Origin of the sequence: Pandoraea sp. PE-S2R-1 (assembly GCF_002179865.1) — a bacterium.
Classification (GTDB): Bacteria; Pseudomonadota; Gammaproteobacteria; order Burkholderiales; family Burkholderiaceae; genus Pandoraea.
On record NZ_NGUR01000007.1, the window covers coordinates 644,004 to 660,065 of the forward strand.

A 16,062-nucleotide genomic window follows, 5' to 3' on the forward strand; every position below is an offset into this window, starting at 1 on the left:
CGGGCGATGCCTTGCGCCGTGCACCGTACTGGTCCGAAAGCGAGGGATTGGCCCTTGTCATGGCAGCCGAAACCGCGCGACTATGTCCAATTCCAGAAGGAGACACCATGTCCACAGAAGCGCTGTTCCGACAAGACGCCTATCTGCGCCAATGCGAGGCGCGTATCACCCATATCGACGAGAACGGCATCATGCTCGATCGCACGGTGTTCTACCCGCTTGGCGGCGGACAGGCCGGCGATGCGGGCGCGTTCGTGCTGGCCGACGGCACGCGCCTCACGATTGCCGACACCCGTAAGTCGAAGCACGAAGGCGCGACGCCTGACGACGCGGTGCACGTGCCCGCCGAAGGGCAGGCCGAGGCGCTTGCCGTTCTCAAGGTCGGCGACGTCGTGCAAGCGGAGATCGATTGGGAGCGGCGTTTTCGTCATATGCGCTTTCACACCGCGTCGCATCTGATGTGCGCCGTGTTGCCGCATCCGGTGGACGGTTGCAGCATCACGCCGGAATACGCGCGGCTCGACTTCGTGACCAACGACCCCATCGAGCGCGAGGCCGTCGAAGCCGGTTTGGCGGCATTGGTGGCAGCGGCGCGTGCCGTGCGCATCGACAGCATCAGCGATGAAGAGATGGCGGCGCGTCCGGAACTGGTGCGCACGATGAGCGTGAAGCCGCCGATGGGGCTCGGCCGCGTGCGTCTGGTGAGCATCGAAGGGATCGATCTTCAGCCTTGCGGCGGCACGCATGTGGCCAACACGGCCGAAATCGGTGCGTTGCGCGTGAGCAAGATCGAGAAGAAGACGTCGCGTACGCGCCGTGTCGTGTTGGCGTTTGCGTGAGTCTGGCATCATGCGGGCTTCCCGTCCCGAGATGAGAGGCACCATGTCGAACCACTCCCCCGCAACTGCACCCTCGACGAACGCTACCAACGCTACGAACGCGGCGAACGACTCGCCATGGCAGGCGGTCCTCGATTTCTGGTTCGGCACGCCTGACGCCGAGGTATACGGGCTGGCCCGGCCGGAGTGGTTCCGCAAGTCGGACGCGTTCGACGAGGAGATTCGCACACGCTTCGGCGTCAGCTACGCGCAAGCGCTCGCGGGTGAACTCGATGACTGGGCGAACACGCCATTGGGCGCGTGCGCCTTGATCGTGATGCTCGATCAGTTCTCGCGGAATCTGTTTCGAGGCAAGGCAGGGGCGTTTGCCGGCGATGCACGGGCATTGGCGGTAGCGCGCCGGTTGGTGGAGGCGGGCGACGATCAGCGTCTGCCGACGCCCCAGCATCGTGTGTTCGTCTACCTGCCGTTCGAGCATGACGAATCGCTCGAAAGTCAGCATGTCTCGCTTGAGCTATACGAACAACTCGCCAAGTCGCATGGGATGGTCGATAACCTCGATTACGCGCGCCGCCACGCGGTGATCATCGAGCGTTTCGGGCGCTATCCGCATCGGAATGCGGCCTTGGGACGTGCATCGACGCCCGAGGAAATCGCGTTTCTGAAGGAGCCTGGCTCGTCGTTCTGACGGCCGGTGCGTGGCGACGTGCTGGCGGCTGGCGAGCGGCTATTGCCGTGCCGCCGCCGCAATCGCCTTGCGCTGCTGATGCCAGCGGATCGCAAAGAATCCGATGACGTAAGCCAGTGCGGCGCTCACGCACGCGCTGGTGGCGAGGCCGGTGGCCAGATGCAGCGTTGCCGCGCCGAAATCGAAATTCATCATTTGCGTCCACAGGCCTTCACTCGCGCGTGTGGCGGCCGCAACGCCCGCCTCGATCTCTTCCCGGGGTGACCATTCCAGCATCCAACGCCCCAGACGGTGTGCCCCCAGATACACGAACGGCACCGTCAACGGGTTGGTGATGAAGGTGCCTGCCGCGGCGATAAACAAATTGCCGCGCAGAAAAGCCGCTGCCAGCAACGCCACGAGAATCTGTCCCACCGGGAACAGAATGCCGAAGAACACCCCGCACGCGAGCCCGATTGCCACACCGCGTGGCGTAGCCTGCCAAAGACTGCGACGCAGCAACAGGCCCGCATGCGGGCGCAGCCAGCGAGAGCGCAAGAGCCGCATCGGGCGAAGCATCTTTAACATCATGGGCAGGTCGCTCGTCGAGGAAGGGGAACCCGGGCGGGCACGGGGCAACTGATGTCTGAGTTGCGTGCGTCACAAGAGTTCAACGGCAGGCCCGGCATGGGCGAACGCTTGCCGCGACGGCGCAAAGTGAGGGGGAGGGCGAGGAGGAAGCCCGCGCGGCCATCACAATGACCGCGCGGCAGGGCGTTGAACCCTTAGATCTGCGTGCGCTGGTCGGACCAGCGATTGATTTGCGAAGGCTTGAAGTGGCGCACGGTGTCGAGCAACGCTTCGGGCGAAGCGGCAACCTGCAACTGATCGAGTTGCGGGCCCTTGAGGAATTGCTCCGTAACCATCGACTTCAGGAACACGAGCAGCGGATCGTAATACTGCTCGACGTTCAGCAAACCGATCGGCTTGGCGTGGTAGCCGATCTGCAACCACGTGAACACTTCGAACAGCTCTTCGCACGTGCCGATACCGCCCGGCATGGCGATGAACGCGTCCGACAGGTCGGCCATCATCTGCTTGCGCTGGTGCATGTTCTCGACCACATGCAATTCGGTCAGCCCGGTATGGCCGACTTCCTTCTCCATCAGCGCTTTCGGAATAATGCCGATGACCTGACCGCCATGCGCGAGCACGGCATCCGCAATGATGCCCATCAGGCCGACCTTGCCGCCGCCATACACGAGCCGGATACCGGCTTCGGCCATATGACGGCCCAGCTCACGTGCCGCTTCGGCATAGGCCGGGCGCACGCCGGTCGCGGCGCCGCAATAAATACAAATGGATTTGACTTCCGGGGTCATGCCTTACTGCACTCCTTTGGACGATGATTCGTGAGCCATCCGGTCGTACATCGCGCGTGAGCTGCCTTTCAGATACGGCGCCATTTGCGAGAGGATGTGATAGCTCGCCTGATGCAGGCCCGCGCCGATCTCCTCCGGATCGTTGTACTTGCGCGGATTCATCACGAATTGATAAGACAACCAGTACGTGGAGAGCACCACCATGTTGGTGGTGACCACTTCGATCTGCTCCGACGTGATTTCCATTTCGCCGTCGGCGACGAGCATGTCGCACATCTCGCGCGCGAAGCGCTTCTTGTGGCCGACGATCTGTTTGAAGTGCGTCTCGAGCGTACGGTTACGGGCGAGCAGATCGTTCAGGTCGCGGTAAAGGAAGCGGAAGCGCCACAGAAACTCGGACATGTATTGCAGATACGTCCAGACTTCATCGAGCGTCGGTTTGTGATCGTCGGGCAGCCGCAGTCGCCGTTCGATTTCCTGCTCGAACTGCGCAAAGATGCTGTTGATGATGTCGTCTTTGTTGCGGAAGTGGTAGTACAGATTGCCGGGGCTGATTTTCATCTCCTCGGCAATCGTGGTGGTCGTAACGTTGGGTTCGCCGATTTCGTTGAAGAGTCGAAGCGACACCTCAAGAATTCGTTCGCGGGTTCGGCGTGGCGGCTTTGCTTCCATGTCTGTCGGCCCCGGTTGGCGGCAAGCTCGGCGAAGGAGTTTCTCCGCTTGCGTTTATGAAATAAGTATCACTGGGTACGGCGCCGATTATACCCGGCAGCGGGGCGCTGCCAAGCGTGGGAAGGTGCGCCGTGAGCGATCTTAGAAAAACGCGGAGCGAACGAGTTCGACGATGACGGGGCCAGCCAGAGACGCCCAGGTGAGCAAGCACAGGCCGAGTGCAACCAGCACGGCGGCGCTGCCGAAATCCTTGGCACGTTTGGAGAGTTCGTGCCGTTCAAGGGAAATACGGTCAATGGCCGCCTCGATACTCGAATTGACCAGCTCGATGATCAGCACGAGCAGGATCGATCCGATGAGCAGTACGCGCTCGACGGCGGTGACCGGCAGGAAGATCGCTGCCGGCAGCAAGATGGCGGCAAGCGCCAGCTCCTGCCGGAAAGCGCTCTCTTCGAACACGGCAAACTTGAATCCGGACAAGGAGTACTTCAATGCACGCCAGGCGCGCATGACGCCCCGGTTGCCCTTGTACGGATTCGGCGTTTTGTCGCGTGGCGGCGGATGGTCGATGAACAAGCGTCAGGTTCCTCGCCGCAACGGGCTTGAGAGGGAGATCAGAGGGCAGGCGCGAGCGATGACGACTCGGGCGTGCGCGGGTGCAGGTGCGAAACAAACTCTTCTGAGGCAGCCTGCCACGAGAAACGTTCCGCCCATGCCCGCGCACTTTCGCGCGAAACCTTGAGCGCATCAAGGCACGCTTCACGCAGATCTTCGCGCAAAGCCCCCGCGTCACCTTCCGGGCACCCATGCATCACGTCGATGGGGCCGGTGACCGGGTAGGCCGCCACGGGCAGGCCGCAGGCCATCGCTTCGAGCAGCACCAGACCGAATGTGTCGGTGCGGCTCGGGAAGACGAACACGTCGGCCGACGCGTACACCTTCGCAAGCTCGGGCTGCGAGAGCATGCCGAGATAATTCACATCGGGATAACGCGAGCGAAGCTCCGCCAGTTGCGGCCCTTCACCGGCGACCCATTTCGAGCCCGGCAGGTCAAGCTTCAGAAATGCCTCAATGTTCTTCTCCACGGCAACGCGTCCTACGTAGAGGAAGATCGGATGGGCTGAATTTAACACATGGGATTCCTGCGGGCGGAAGATGTCGAGATCGACGCCGCGCGTCCACAGCACCACGTTGTTGAAGCCGTTGGCTTCGAGATCGCGCTTGACCACGGGCGTGGGGGCCATCACGGCGCGCGACGGCTTGTGGAACCAGCGCAGAAAGCGGTACGTGGTGGCCAGCGGCAAGCCGAAACGCGCCTGCACGTACTCGGGGAAACGCGTGTGATAGGCCGTGGTGAACGGAAAATCGTTGCGTTTGGCCCACTTGCGCGCGGCCATGCCGAGCGGGCCTTCCGTGGCGATGTGCAGCGCGTCGGGCGCGAACTCTTCGATCCGGCGCTTCACCTGAGCGCCGACGAAAAAGGCCAGTCGAATCTCGGGGTAGGTGGGGCACGGCAGCGTGCGGAATTCCTGCGGCGTGAGCAGCTCGACGCGATGGCCGGCGGCTTCCAGTTGAGCGCGCGTGTTCTTCAGCGTGCGGACCACACCGTTAATCTGCGGATCCCAGGCGTCGGTGACGATCATGATTTTCATCGGGCGCTCCTTCGCGCACTTGGCGCGAGTCATAGGTGAAGTCATCGGGGCCAGCGCTGACGTGCTGATGCGTTGATGCGTTGATGCGCTCAAGCGCCTACGCACATAAGCACTTAAGCGCTGACCGGCGTGCTCTTGGCCGTGGCGCGGACACCACGTTTTTGCGTCCAGTAGATGATGCGTAACTCGCCTTCGGTAGTTTCGACCAGCGCCGAGAGGCTCTCGACCCAGTCGCCGTCGTTGCAGTACAGCAGGCCATCGATTTCGCGAATCTCCGGCTTATGGATGTGACCGCACACCACGCCGTCGCAACCGCGGCGGCGCGCTTCGTCGGCCATGACGTTCTCGAACGCCGAGATGAAGTTCACGGCGTTTTTCACCTGATGCTTCAGGTACTGCGAGAGCGACCAGTACGGGAAGCCGAAGCGCGTGCGCACACGGTTGAACCAGCGGTTGAGCAGCAGCGTGAGCGTGTAGAGCGAGTCGCCCAGATACGCGAGCCACTTGGCGTGCTGAATCACGCCGTCGAACAGGTCGCCGTGGGTGATCCAGAGGCGCTTGCCGGTGAGCGTGGTGTGGAAGGCCTCGTCGCGCACGGCAATGTCACCGAACGCGAGGCCGCAGAACTGCCGCGCCGCTTCGTCGTGATTGCCCGGCACGTAGACCACCTGCGTACCCTTGCGCGCCCGGCGCAGCATCTTTTGCACGACGTCGTTGTGCGCTTGCGGCCAGTGCCAGCCCTTGCGCAGATGCCACCCGTCGATAATGTCGCCCACGAGATAGAGGTAGTCCGACTCGTGGTGGCGCAGAAAGTCGAGCAGGTAGTCGGCCTGACAGCCCTGCGTGCCCAGATGGATGTCCGAGAGCCAGATCGTGCGATAGCGCGTGATGCCTTCGGGCGGCGGATCGAGCGGATCGGGAGTGTCGGGCGGCAGGTCGATCGTGGAGGGCGGTGCGGCGGGGGGCGTGGCGGGCGGGGCGGTGGGGCGTCCCGGTGGTGCGTCGGCAAAGCGACCGGCGCGAGCCGCAGGGGGGGTGATCGGCAGCTCAAAGGTGGGTGTCGTCGTCATAGCGGCTCGCACGTCGCGTTGAACATGCGTGCATTACGCCGTGCCTTCGTGAAGGCACGATGACAGTCACGGACGTGTCTTGAATGTGTCTTGGACCGTGGCGGCGATGCGACAGGGTTTCGCGCCCTTGCGGCGGGGGCCTGCGTGTCGATTACTGCGGATTACAGCGGGGAGTTTGCGGGCAGGGTGGGCATGCGAGATCGGCGCTGCGTGCTGGGCGAGGTTACCGAAGAGCGGCCTCAAGCCCCGTGGCGAAGGCCTTGCGCGACACGTTCGAGGGTTTCCAGCACGAGCGCCCGCGCCCGCGGATGGGTGCCGAGCGACACGTGGCCGAGCTTGTCGAGTGCGATGTTGCGGGCGCCCGGTAATACGGAAGTGCGCACGGGATACACGACATTGTCGTGATACGTGTAAATCGATGTGATGCGCGTGCGCTCGGCGTCGCTTTCGCCGTTGGCAAGGGCGACCAGCCATTCGCTGCCAAGGCCCATCTGGTGCACGTTGCGTCCGATGCCGTGACGGGCGTGCAGCGTGCCGAAATGCGGTGAGCCCAGCGTGACGGTATGGATGACGGGCAGCGTCGGGAAGCGGCGCAGACAGGCGCGTGCCGCAATACCGCCCATGCTGTGTCCGACCAGCACGACCGGCAGACGGGTGCGTTCGGCCAAGGCTTGGGTGGCGTTGGCGATGGCCTCGGCGTAGTCGTCGATGTCACCGAATATCGGCCCGAGATTGATCGCGTCGTTGTGATATCCCGCATCGGCCAGATGGTGCGAGAAGCGCAGCCAGAAAGCGCGATTGCAGCCGTAGCCGTGCAGCAGCAACACGGCGACCGGGCGGGCCGGACCGGTCGGTGAGGCCGTGGGGGCGGTGCTGCGCCAAGGCTGGTAGATGTCGAGCAGCAGGATCGAGGCCGCGCACTCATACGCCCAGACGGCGATGTTCGTGCCCCCGCTCGTGCGCCGCTCCGGCGTGGGATCGGCGTTGGCCGCCATGGTGAAGCCCGCCGCGAGGCCGACGGCATGCGACACCGGCAGCCAGAGCAGTGTCCACAGGAGCGTGGTCCATGGGCTGTGCCACGTGGCCCATGTGGCGATGGCGACGACGAGCGAAAGCAGAACCTCGACGCCGCCGAAGATGACGTGCGGGCGCGATGCGCGATAGGGGCGGACTGCCCCGGTGGTGCCGGATGGACCCGAGGGGCCAGCGTCGCGCGGTGGACTCATTTGCCCAGTACGCTCACGAGACGCGTGCCCGCGAGGCGGTCATGCACGAATTGATGATCGGGCATGACGCGCATGGCCAGCGCCCAGAGCACGATCCAGCCACTGAGCAGCGCAACGCTGTTCCAGCCGGTCAGGCCCAGCGTCCAGTCGAGCGCCATCGCAGGCAGAACCCAGAGCCACGCGAGCACGTAGCGCGCAATCGCGCGACCGAAGCCGAGCGGTTGGCCGTGGGCATCGACCACGCGAATCTTCCATGTCTTCATGGCGAGCGTCTGTCCGCCATGCGTCCAGAACCATACGAAATAGGCCCCCAGCACGAGGAACAGCCACGCCTGCATCGCGTGGCGGTACATCAGCCCGCTGTGCTGCTGGGTCAGTGCGCTGAACAGGTAGCCCGCGAGAAACAACACGCCGAAGAGCAGCAGCGACTCGTAGACCATCGACAACAGGCGACGGCGCAGCGTCGGCACGGCGTAGCTGCCGCCATCAGGCGCGGGCATGGCCGACCCGGGGCGCGACTGGGCAGTGGAGGGTGAGGCGGACGAGGGATCGCGGGTCGTGGCGGAGTCGGTCATCGCAGCGTGGTCTGAGGTCTTATAGTCGGGTGCGCCGGTTGCGGCGCGCCCGCACTGGGCAATGCGTCGCCCATTATGCGGAAGATTGCGGCGATGGGCCAGCCAACGGGCAATTCGAGCGGGCGGCCCAATGCAAAACGGCCGCCCGGAGGCGGCCGTCTGATGACGCGTTGGCAAGGCCAAGCGATCAATTGTGGTGGTACAGATCCGAGTTGAAGACAGCGTCGCCGCGGTCGTTGACCGAATTGCCGTTGGCTGTCGCGGCACTGGCGGCGGCAGCGGTGCCACCTGCGGCGGCGGCCGAGGCGCTCTGGCCCGTGCCGGGTGCGGCCGCCGGTGACGATGCACCGCCCGGCGTGGACGGGCCCGGTACCGGCAGGGCGCCGTTCTTGCCCGTGGTGCCGGCATCCTTGCGGTGCACCGCGGCGTATGGATTCTTGACGCCTGTGCGGCCCGACGGCGGCGCGCTTACCACGTTGGGACGGTTGGACTGCTTCTTGTCGTCCGCGGCCAGGCGCTTCTTCTGATCGTCGGTCAGTTGCTGATACTGCTGCCAGACCTGCGCCTTACGGTCAGGCGGCAATGTCTTGGCGTTCTGATAGCTCTCGCGTGCCAGTTGGCGCTGCTCGGGCGTCAGGCGGACCCAGTCGGCCATGCGGTCGTGCAGGCGCTTGCGGCCTTCGGGCGAGAGCGTATCGAAGCGTTTGGCGATTTCGACCCACTTCTCGCGCTGGCGATCGCTCATGCGATTCCAGTCCTGCGCGAGTGGCGACAGGGCTTCACGCTGGGCGGGGGTGAGTTTGGCCCAGTAACCGCCGGGCGACGGCAGGGCGGCTGCCGGGGCACTGGCAGCGGCGCCCGAGAGGCTGCCTACGGCGGCGCTGGCGACACCGGGCACGCCCGGCGTTGCCGAGGCGCCCAATGCACCCGAGGCACCGGCATCGGCGATGACCGGCGGTGCGTCGGAGATCGGCTCAGGGGCTTGCGAGCGGCGCAGCGCTGCCGTGCCGGCGAGCGCGGCCACGATAAGCGCGGCGACCAGAAAAAGTACGTTGCGTCGCGTCACAGGGCGGTCTTGGAGGGTGGGACTACTGGGCACGCTTCAGATAGGCGTTGAAACCGTGATCGGCGTAAGCCGACAGCGGCAGTTCGTCGCTGAGTACTGCGGCATCGATGTCCGCAAGGTCCTGAATGTGTTGCTGATGTTCCCAGTAGGCGATACCCGCCAGACCGATCACCAATGCGGCGAGCGGCCAGAGCAAGCCCAGACGGCCCAGTTTGTCGAATGCGCGGCGCGGCCCGCCGATTTCCGGCGTACCTCCCACGGCACCGACACCTGCGAGCACCAGCGCCGGTTGCACAACGGCCACCGGTTCGGGCTTCTTGCGCGCAAGCGCTTCCTGACGTGCAGCCGCCAACCGGGCCGCGATGTTCGGCGACGGTGCGTCGGATGCTTCGTCAAGCAGCAGTCGCACGCGATGTGCGAAGCGAATTTCCCTCGTTTCCAGATCGTGACTCATAACCTGATCCCTTTTGCCTTCAACGCTGCCGCCAGCGCGTGTGTGGCGCGTGAGCAGTGCGTCTTGACGCTGCCTTCCGAGCACCCCATCGTGGCAGCGGTCTCGGCAACGTCCATGTCCTCCCAGTAACGCATGAGGAAGGCTTCTCGTTGACGTGCAGGTAGCTTCTGTATCTCGGATTCAATAATGGAGAGGATTTCCGCTCGTGAAACCTGGTCCTCGCTGCTCTCGGTCTGTACTGACCCATCCTGCGATAGCAAGGTTTCCAGCGGATCGTAATCGTCGCGGTCGTCGTCGGCGGCGCCCCCGAGATTCGAGAATAGCGTCACCCAGGTGTTGCGCACCTTTTGACGCCGGAAATAGTCGTGAATCGTGTTTTGCAGAATGCGCGTGAAGAGCAGCGGCAGGTCGGCCGGCGGCTTGTCGCCGTACTTCTCGGCGAGGCGGATCATCGCATCCTGAACGATATCGAGGGCGGCCTCGTCGTCACGAACGGCATAGACGGCCTGCTTGAAGGCGCGCCGTTCGATGCCCGCGAGAAAATCCGCCAGTTCCTTGTCAGATGCCATCCGGTGGGGTGCACGCAGCGTTGCCCGCTGCGCCTTTGAAATGCCGTGTAAGCGTAAAGATTACGTAAAGATCGCGTAGTCGGAGCGGATGCTACCAAAAACGCGCGCCCATGTAACCGCTTTTCACCGCGTGTGCTTCATTGCCACACGTAATGAGCCGAAAGGCTTCCTATCGTGTAAGGATTGTGCACCAGCATGGGGCGCAATAGCGCATGGTGTGGGAATGTTGCGAAGCGGACTTCGCAATCATGCTGCAAATGCATAAACCTGCTTGACCATTTTGCTGCAAACCAGTAAATTTGCCAGTTCGCAATATCTGTGATTGTCTCAATATCGGCACGCTTAAAAGGTGTGTCCATCATTCAGACGCGCAGCTTGAGCCCGGACCATAAGTTCGCGGGGAGAGCACCCGATCAAAATTTTTGCCGAAACTTTGAAAGGTCGACAATGAACATGCCAAGCGCGGAATTCTCCGAGGCGGAAGCAACTCGCCATCAAAACACTTCCGAAGACATGATTGGCGCCGAGATTCTCGTGCGCTCGCTTCAGGAAGAGGGTGTCGAACATCTGTGGGGTTACCCCGGTGGTTCGGTGCTCTATATCTACGACGAACTCTACAAGCAGGACAAGATCCAGCACATCCTGGTTCGCCATGAGCAAGCTGCCGTGCATGCGGCCGACGCTTATTCGCGTTCCACCGACAAAGTCGGCGTGTGCCTCGTGACGTCTGGCCCCGGCGTGACCAATGCGGTCACCGGCATTGCCACGGCGTACATGGATTCGATCCCGCTCGTGATCATTACCGGGCAGGTGCCCACGGCCGCCATCGGTCTGGACGCCTTCCAGGAATGCGACACGGTCGGTATTACCCGTCCGTGCGTCAAGCACAACTTCCTCGTGAAGGACGTGCGCGACCTCGCCGCCACCATCAAGAAAGCCTTCTATATCGCCAAGACCGGCCGTCCCGGCCCGGTGCTGATCGATATTCCGAAGGACGTGTCGAAGGCACGCTGCCGCTTCGAGTATCCGAAGTCGGTGTCGCTGCGCTCGTACAACCCGGTCACGAAGGGCCACTCGGGCCAGATCCGCAAGGCGATGAGCCTGCTGCTCTCGGCCAAGCGTCCCTATATCTATACCGGCGGCGGCATCATTCTGGCCGATGCATCGAAAGAACTGAACCAGTTCTGCGACCTGCTCGGCTACCCGGTGACCAACACGCTCATGGGCCTGGGCGGGTATCGCGCGAGCGATCCCAAGTTCCTCGGCATGCTGGGCATGCACGGCACGTACGAAGCCAACATGGCCATGCAGCACTGCGACGTGCTCATCGCCATCGGTGCGCGCTTCGACGACCGTGTGATCGGTAACCCGGAACACTTCACCTCGACGGCTCGCAAGATCATTCACATCGATATCGACCCGTCGTCGATTTCGAAGCGTGTGAAGGTCGATATCCCGATCGTCGGCGACGTGAAGGAAGTGCTGCGCGAAATGATCGAAAACCTGCAAACGGCCGAACATGGCCCGGACACCGGGGCCCTGGCCGACTGGTGGAAGCAGATCGAGGAATGGCGCTCGCGCGACTGCCTCGCGTTCGATCGCGAGAGCGAAATCATCAAGCCGCAACATGTGGTCGAAACCTACTGGAAGCTCACGGAAGGCGATGCCTTCGTGTGCTCGGACGTGGGTCAGCACCAGATGTGGGCCGCGCAGTACTACCGGTTCAACAAGCCGCGCCGCTGGATCAACTCCGGTGGCCTGGGCACGATGGGCTTCGGCCTGCCGGCCGCCATGGGCGTGAAGATGGCGCATCCGGATGCTGAAGTCGCCTGTATTACCGGCGAAGGCTCGATCCAGATGTGCATTCAGGAGCTCTCGACGTGCCTGCAATACCGCACGCCGATCAAGATTCTGTCGCTCAACAACCGCTATCTGGGCATGGTTCGTCAGTGGCAGCAGATCGAATACAGCAAGCGTTATTCCAGTTCGTACATGGATGCGCTGCCTGACTTCGTGAAGCTCGCCGAGGCCTACGGTCACGTGGGCATGCGCATCGAGAAGTCGTCGGACGTCGAGCCGGCACTGCGCGAAGCGTTGCGCCTGAAGGACCGCACGGTATTCATGGATTTCCAAACGGATCCCACCGAGAACGTCTGGCCGATGGTTCAGGCCGGCAAGGGCATCAGCGAGATGCTGCTGGGTTCGGAAGATCTGTAACAAGGCGCGTGCGCGCCGCAGTGCGAACGGCCCAGGCCGGCGCACGGGCGCAGCGAACCCACAAAATTGGACAATCCGGGATACACCATGAGGCACATTATTTCTGTTTTGCTCGAGAACGAGCCGGGCGCGCTGTCGCGCGTTGTCGGCCTCTTCTCCGCACGTGGCTACAATATCGAGACCTTGACCGTCGCGCCGACCGAAGATCGTTCGCTCTCGCGCATGACGGTGGTCACGACGGGCTCCGACGATGTCATCGAGCAGATCACCAAACACCTGAACCGGCTGATCGAAGTGGTGAAGGTGGTCGATCTGACCGAAGGCGCACATATCGAGCGTGAGCTGATGCTCATCAAGGTGCGCGCCGTGGGCAAGGAGCGCGAAGAGATGAAGCGGATGTCGGATATTTTCCGCGGCCGCATCATTGACGTAACTGAAAAGACCTACACGATCGAACTCACGGGCAACTCGTCGAAACTCGACGCGTTCATCGAAGGGCTCGATCGCACGGCGATTCTTGAGACGGTACGTACCGGCGGCTCGGGAATTGGTCGCGGTGAGCGCATCCTGAAGGTCTGACCGGTAACGGCAACGCGGTAAGCGGATTTCGATCCATTCTGATTTCAGTTTAATTTTAGTAATACGGGACAATTTCAAAATGAAAGTTTTCTACGACAAAGACGCCGACCTCTCCCTCATCAAGGGCAAGCAAGTCACGATCATCGGTTACGGCTCGCAAGGCCATGCCCACGCACAGAACCTGAAGGACAGCGGCGTGAACGTGACGGTCGGTCTGCGCAAGAACGGCGCTTCGTGGAACAAGGCGGTCAACGCCGGCCTGAACACGCAAGAAGTGGCAGAAGCCGTGAAGTCGGCTGACATCGTCATGATGCTGCTGCCGGACGAGCAAATCGGCGACGTGTACAAGAACGAAGTGCACGAAAACATCAAGCAAGGCGCTGCCCTGGCCTTCGCACACGGCTTCAACGTTCACTACGGCTGCGTGATCCCGCGCGCTGACCTGGACGTCATCATGATCGCCCCGAAGGCTCCGGGCCACACGGTGCGCTCGACGTACTCGCAAGGTGGCGGCGTGCCGCACCTGATCGCCGTGGCACAAGACAAGTCGGGCGCCGCTCGCGACATCGCTTTGTCGTACGCAGCGGCTAACGGCGGCGGCCGTGCCGGCATCATCGAAACGAACTTCCGCGAAGAAACGGAAACCGACCTGTTCGGCGAACAAGCCGTGCTGTGCGGCGGTACCGTTGAGCTGATCAAGGCCGGTTTCGAAACGCTGGTGGAAGCCGGCTACGCGCCGGAAATGGCGTACTTCGAGTGCCTGCACGAACTCAAGCTGATCGTCGACCTGATCTATGAAGGCGGCATCGCCAACATGAACTACTCGATCTCGAACAACGCCGAGTACGGCGAGTACGTCACCGGCCCGCGCGTCGTGACGGAAGAGACGAAGAAGGCGATGAAGCAGTGCCTGACGGACATCCAGACCGGCGAATACGCCAAGTCGTTCATCCTGGAAAACAAGGCTGGCGCCCCGACCCTGATCTCGCGTCGCCGTATCACGGCCGAGCACCAGATCGAGCAAGTTGGCGGCAAGCTGCGCGCGATGATGCCGTGGATCGCCAAGAACAAGCTGGTCGACCAGTCGAAGAACTAAGCACGAACCACGACGTAACGGTTCAAGCAGTATCAGCCGTCCGCCGTGCCGTGGCCTCCGCCGCGGCCCGGCGGACGGTTTTTTTTGTGACGTGGGCGTGTCAGATGGCGAAAAAGTGTCGTCTCGTCCCGCGCATTGCTACAATGCCGCCACGCCACGGTTTGGCCCAAAGCAGGCCGACCCGCTCACTCAACCGTTTTCCCAAGGACGCGAGTCAATCGCATGAATTATCCTCACCCGATCATCGCCCGCGAGGGCTGGCCCTTCCTGGGCATCGCCGTCGCCGTCGCGCTTGTCGTGCACTTTCTGGCAGGCGTGTTGTGGGCCGCGCCGTTCTGGGTGATCGCCCTGTTCGTGCTGCAATTCTTCCGCGATCCGCCGCGTCAGGTGCCGCAGCAGGCAGGCGCCGTGCTTTCGCCGGCCGACGGCCGCATCGTCGCCATCGAAACCACGCAGGACCCCTATGCAGGCCGTGAAGCGCTGAAGATCAGCGTGTTCATGAATGTTTTCAACGTTCACTCGAATCGTGCCCCGGTTGACGGCACGGTGACCAAGGTGGAATATTTCCCGGGGCGTTTCTTCAACGCCGATCTCGACAAGGCATCGCTTGAGAACGAGCGCAATGCGCTGGTGATCGACGTGGGCGGTCAGATCGTCACGAGCGTGCAGGTCGCCGGCCTGATCGCGCGCCGCATTCTCTGCTACGTGAAGCCGGGCGAGACGCTCACGCGTGGCCAGCGTTACGGTTTCATCCGTTTCGGTTCGCGTGTCGATGTGTACCTGCCGCTGGGCTCGCGTCCGCGCGTGGCCATCGGCGACAAGGTGTCGGCCACGTCGACGATCCTCGCCGAGCTGTGATCGACACGGTTTGAACCCGTCGGGCCGTGCGGGGCGACGCCACTTTTTGTGAATTGGGGTGCGTCACCCTGCCGCGGTCTGCAACTGCTTTCGCTTCTCGCGTTCCAATAGCGGTGATCCGTCGCGCAACGGGGTGATCAGGCCCCTGCCCGCAGCCTTTAGCATCGTCAAGGAGGTTCAGATGCCGGAAAACCATCGCGGCCGCTTGCGCAACAATGTCAGACACCTTTCGCCGTTTGGCCGTCATAAAAACCCTTCCGCGGACGCATCGATGAACGAAGACCACGACCAGGTTGTGGACGAAGAGCTGCCGGTACGCCCGCGCAGCCGCGGTATTTACCTGTTGCCGAACGCCTTTACGACGGCGGCGCTGTTCTGTGGCTTCTTTGCCATCGTGCAGGCCATGAACGACCGTTTCGAACAGGCCGCCATCGCCATCTTTTTCGCCATGGTGCTCGACGGCATGGACGGACGCGTGGCCCGCATGACCAATACCCAGAGCGCGTTTGGCGAGCAATACGATTCGCTTTCCGACATGACGTCGTTCGGCGTGGCGCCGGCGCTGGTCATGTACGAATGGATTCTCCACGAGATCGGCAAGTGGGGCTGGCTGGCGGCCTTCGTCTATGTGGCCGGTGCGGCACTGCGTCTGGCGCGCTTTAACGCGAACATCGGCGTGGTCGACAAGCGCTTCTTCCAAGGGTTGGCCAGTCCGGCGGCGGCGGCGCTCATCGCCGGGTTCGTCTGGATCACGATCGACAACAAGCTGCCCGTGAACGTGTTCTGGATGCCCTGGGTGGCGTTCGGTCTGACGATCTACGCCGGGATGTCGATGGTCTCGAATGCACCGTTCTACAGCGGCAAGGCGCTCGACGTGCGTCAGCGCGTGTCGTTCGGGGTGGTGCTGCTGTTCATGGTCGGCTTCATTCTGGTGTCGTCCGACCCGCCGCTGGTGCTGTTCGGCATGTTCTGCCTGTACAGCATTTCGGGCTACGTGCTGTGGGTCATCCGCTTCGTGAAGGGCCGCCGCCAGCGGATCTTCGGCGAGGTGGACGAGTAAAAGCGCGGTTGAATCACATAAGGGGCGTCCAAGGGCGCCCCTTGTCACATCTGCCTGTCAGTATTGTCAGGTGAACCTGT

Annotated in this window: 18 protein-coding genes; 7 read left to right on the forward strand and 11 right to left on the reverse strand. The window is 62.6% G+C overall.

From position 1 onward, the window contains the following. The first annotated feature begins 107 nt into the window (after positions 1 to 107). Positions 108 to 839 carry an alanyl-tRNA editing protein gene (locus tag CDV44_RS05530; RefSeq protein WP_087687010.1) on the forward strand — a complete coding sequence of 244 codons (732 nt, stop codon included), beginning with the start codon at positions 108 to 110 and terminating at the stop codon, positions 837 to 839. A 43-nt stretch (positions 840 to 882) separates the two neighbouring features. Further along, complete coding sequence (locus CDV44_RS05535) at positions 883 to 1,527, forward strand: DUF924 family protein (RefSeq protein WP_087687011.1); 645 nt, start codon at positions 883 to 885, stop codon at positions 1,525 to 1,527. 39 nt (positions 1,528 to 1,566) lie between these two features. Here CDV44_RS05535 and CDV44_RS05540 read toward each other — a convergent pair whose 3' ends face one another. From CDV44_RS05540 to CDV44_RS05590, 11 genes are all read right to left on the reverse strand, one after another. After that, complete coding sequence (locus tag CDV44_RS05540) at positions 1,567 to 2,097, reverse strand: DUF2062 domain-containing protein (RefSeq protein ID WP_087687012.1); 531 nt, start codon at positions 2,095 to 2,097, stop codon at positions 1,567 to 1,569. A gap of 194 nt (positions 2,098 to 2,291) precedes the next feature. Then, a complete protein-coding gene (locus CDV44_RS05545) occupies positions 2,292 to 2,888 on the reverse strand; it encodes a TIGR00730 family Rossman fold protein (RefSeq protein WP_087687013.1) in 597 nt (198 codons plus the stop codon). A gap of 3 nt (positions 2,889 to 2,891) precedes the next feature. Continuing rightward, positions 2,892 to 3,560 carry a TetR/AcrR family transcriptional regulator gene (locus CDV44_RS05550; RefSeq protein ID WP_058378125.1) on the reverse strand — a complete coding sequence of 223 codons (669 nt, stop codon included), beginning with the start codon at positions 3,558 to 3,560 and terminating at the stop codon, positions 2,892 to 2,894. A gap of 141 nt (positions 3,561 to 3,701) precedes the next feature. After that, positions 3,702 to 4,136, reverse strand: coding sequence for a diacylglycerol kinase (locus tag CDV44_RS05555; protein ID WP_058378126.1), 435 nt, complete (start codon positions 4,134 to 4,136; stop codon positions 3,702 to 3,704). A 38-nt stretch (positions 4,137 to 4,174) separates the two neighbouring features. Beyond that, the gene (locus CDV44_RS05560) at positions 4,175 to 5,212 is read right to left on the reverse strand and encodes a glycosyltransferase family 1 protein (protein WP_087687014.1); all 1,038 of its coding nucleotides are present in this window, start codon (positions 5,210 to 5,212) and stop codon (positions 4,175 to 4,177) included. Between the two features lie 113 nt (positions 5,213 to 5,325). Next, entirely contained in the window at positions 5,326 to 6,252 is a 927-nt protein-coding gene (locus CDV44_RS05565; protein ID WP_371328734.1) for a UDP-2,3-diacylglucosamine diphosphatase, read from the reverse strand. A gap of 269 nt (positions 6,253 to 6,521) precedes the next feature. Further along, the gene (locus tag CDV44_RS05570; RefSeq protein ID WP_087687015.1) at positions 6,522 to 7,508 is read right to left on the reverse strand and encodes a triacylglycerol lipase; all 987 of its coding nucleotides are present in this window, start codon (positions 7,506 to 7,508) and stop codon (positions 6,522 to 6,524) included. Next, the gene (locus tag CDV44_RS05575; RefSeq protein ID WP_087687016.1) at positions 7,505 to 8,008 is read right to left on the reverse strand and encodes an RDD family protein; all 504 of its coding nucleotides are present in this window, start codon (positions 8,006 to 8,008) and stop codon (positions 7,505 to 7,507) included. The genes CDV44_RS05570 and CDV44_RS05575 overlap by 4 nt, the downstream gene beginning before the upstream one ends. A 262-nt stretch (positions 8,009 to 8,270) precedes the next feature. Beyond that, complete coding sequence (locus CDV44_RS05580) at positions 8,271 to 9,149, reverse strand: DUF3106 domain-containing protein (RefSeq protein WP_170935855.1); 879 nt, start codon at positions 9,147 to 9,149, stop codon at positions 8,271 to 8,273. A gap of 22 nt (positions 9,150 to 9,171) precedes the next feature. Next, positions 9,172 to 9,603, reverse strand: coding sequence for a DUF3619 family protein (locus CDV44_RS05585; protein WP_058378131.1), 432 nt, complete (start codon positions 9,601 to 9,603; stop codon positions 9,172 to 9,174). Next, the gene (locus tag CDV44_RS05590; RefSeq protein WP_058378132.1) at positions 9,600 to 10,172 is read right to left on the reverse strand and encodes an RNA polymerase sigma factor; all 573 of its coding nucleotides are present in this window, start codon (positions 10,170 to 10,172) and stop codon (positions 9,600 to 9,602) included. The genes CDV44_RS05585 and CDV44_RS05590 overlap by 4 nt, the downstream gene beginning before the upstream one ends. 447 nt (positions 10,173 to 10,619) lie before the next feature. On the opposite strand from CDV44_RS05590, the gene CDV44_RS05595 reads away from it, so the two are divergent. From CDV44_RS05595 to CDV44_RS05615, 5 genes are all read left to right on the forward strand, one after another. After that, positions 10,620 to 12,389, forward strand: coding sequence for an acetolactate synthase 3 catalytic subunit (locus CDV44_RS05595; RefSeq protein ID WP_058378133.1), 1,770 nt, complete (start codon positions 10,620 to 10,622; stop codon positions 12,387 to 12,389). Between the two features lie 87 nt (positions 12,390 to 12,476). Beyond that, the gene (ilvN, locus tag CDV44_RS05600) at positions 12,477 to 12,968 is read left to right on the forward strand and encodes an acetolactate synthase small subunit (RefSeq protein WP_023595471.1); all 492 of its coding nucleotides are present in this window, start codon (positions 12,477 to 12,479) and stop codon (positions 12,966 to 12,968) included. A gap of 79 nt (positions 12,969 to 13,047) precedes the next feature. After that, positions 13,048 to 14,064, forward strand: a complete 1,017-nt coding sequence (ilvC, locus tag CDV44_RS05605; RefSeq protein WP_058378134.1) for a ketol-acid reductoisomerase — start codon at positions 13,048 to 13,050, stop codon at positions 14,062 to 14,064. Between the two features lie 222 nt (positions 14,065 to 14,286). Then, positions 14,287 to 14,922 carry a phosphatidylserine decarboxylase gene (locus tag CDV44_RS05610; RefSeq protein ID WP_058378135.1) on the forward strand — a complete coding sequence of 212 codons (636 nt, stop codon included), beginning with the start codon at positions 14,287 to 14,289 and terminating at the stop codon, positions 14,920 to 14,922. 181 nt (positions 14,923 to 15,103) lie between these two features. Then, positions 15,104 to 15,982: a phosphatidylcholine/phosphatidylserine synthase gene (locus CDV44_RS05615; protein WP_058378136.1), complete on the forward strand. Its 879-nt coding sequence runs from the start codon at positions 15,104 to 15,106 to the stop codon at positions 15,980 to 15,982. The last annotated feature ends 80 nt before the right edge of the window (positions 15,983 to 16,062 follow it).

Excerpts from the sequence above, each read along its gene's own strand:
- CDV44_RS05530 (WP_087687010.1), top strand. The coding sequence starts at position 108 with ATGTCCACAGAAGCGCTGTTCCGACAAGACGCCTATCTGCGCCAATGC.
- CDV44_RS05535 (WP_087687011.1), top strand. The coding sequence starts at position 883 with ATGTCGAACCACTCCCCCGCAACTGCACCCTCGACGAACGCTACCAAC.
- CDV44_RS05540 (WP_087687012.1), bottom strand. The coding sequence starts at position 2,097 with ATGATGTTAAAGATGCTTCGCCCGATGCGGCTCTTGCGCTCTCGCTGG.
- CDV44_RS05545 (WP_087687013.1), bottom strand. The coding sequence starts at position 2,888 with ATGACCCCGGAAGTCAAATCCATTTGTATTTATTGCGGCGCCGCGACC.
- CDV44_RS05550 (WP_058378125.1), bottom strand. The coding sequence starts at position 3,560 with ATGGAAGCAAAGCCGCCACGCCGAACCCGCGAACGAATTCTTGAGGTG.
- CDV44_RS05560 (WP_087687014.1), bottom strand. The coding sequence starts at position 5,212 with ATGAAAATCATGATCGTCACCGACGCCTGGGATCCGCAGATTAACGGT.
- CDV44_RS05570 (WP_087687015.1), bottom strand. The coding sequence starts at position 7,508 with ATGAGTCCACCGCGCGACGCTGGCCCCTCGGGTCCATCCGGCACCACC.
- CDV44_RS05575 (WP_087687016.1), bottom strand. The coding sequence starts at position 8,008 with ATGCCCGCGCCTGATGGCGGCAGCTACGCCGTGCCGACGCTGCGCCGT.
- CDV44_RS05585 (WP_058378131.1), bottom strand. The coding sequence starts at position 9,603 with ATGAGTCACGATCTGGAAACGAGGGAAATTCGCTTCGCACATCGCGTG.
- CDV44_RS05590 (WP_058378132.1), bottom strand. The coding sequence starts at position 10,172 with ATGGCATCTGACAAGGAACTGGCGGATTTTCTCGCGGGCATCGAACGG.
- CDV44_RS05595 (WP_058378133.1), top strand. The coding sequence starts at position 10,620 with ATGAACATGCCAAGCGCGGAATTCTCCGAGGCGGAAGCAACTCGCCAT.
- ilvN (WP_023595471.1), top strand. The coding sequence starts at position 12,477 with ATGAGGCACATTATTTCTGTTTTGCTCGAGAACGAGCCGGGCGCGCTG.
- ilvC (WP_058378134.1), top strand. The coding sequence starts at position 13,048 with ATGAAAGTTTTCTACGACAAAGACGCCGACCTCTCCCTCATCAAGGGC.
- CDV44_RS05610 (WP_058378135.1), top strand. The coding sequence starts at position 14,287 with ATGAATTATCCTCACCCGATCATCGCCCGCGAGGGCTGGCCCTTCCTG.
- CDV44_RS05615 (WP_058378136.1), top strand. The coding sequence starts at position 15,104 with ATGCCGGAAAACCATCGCGGCCGCTTGCGCAACAATGTCAGACACCTT.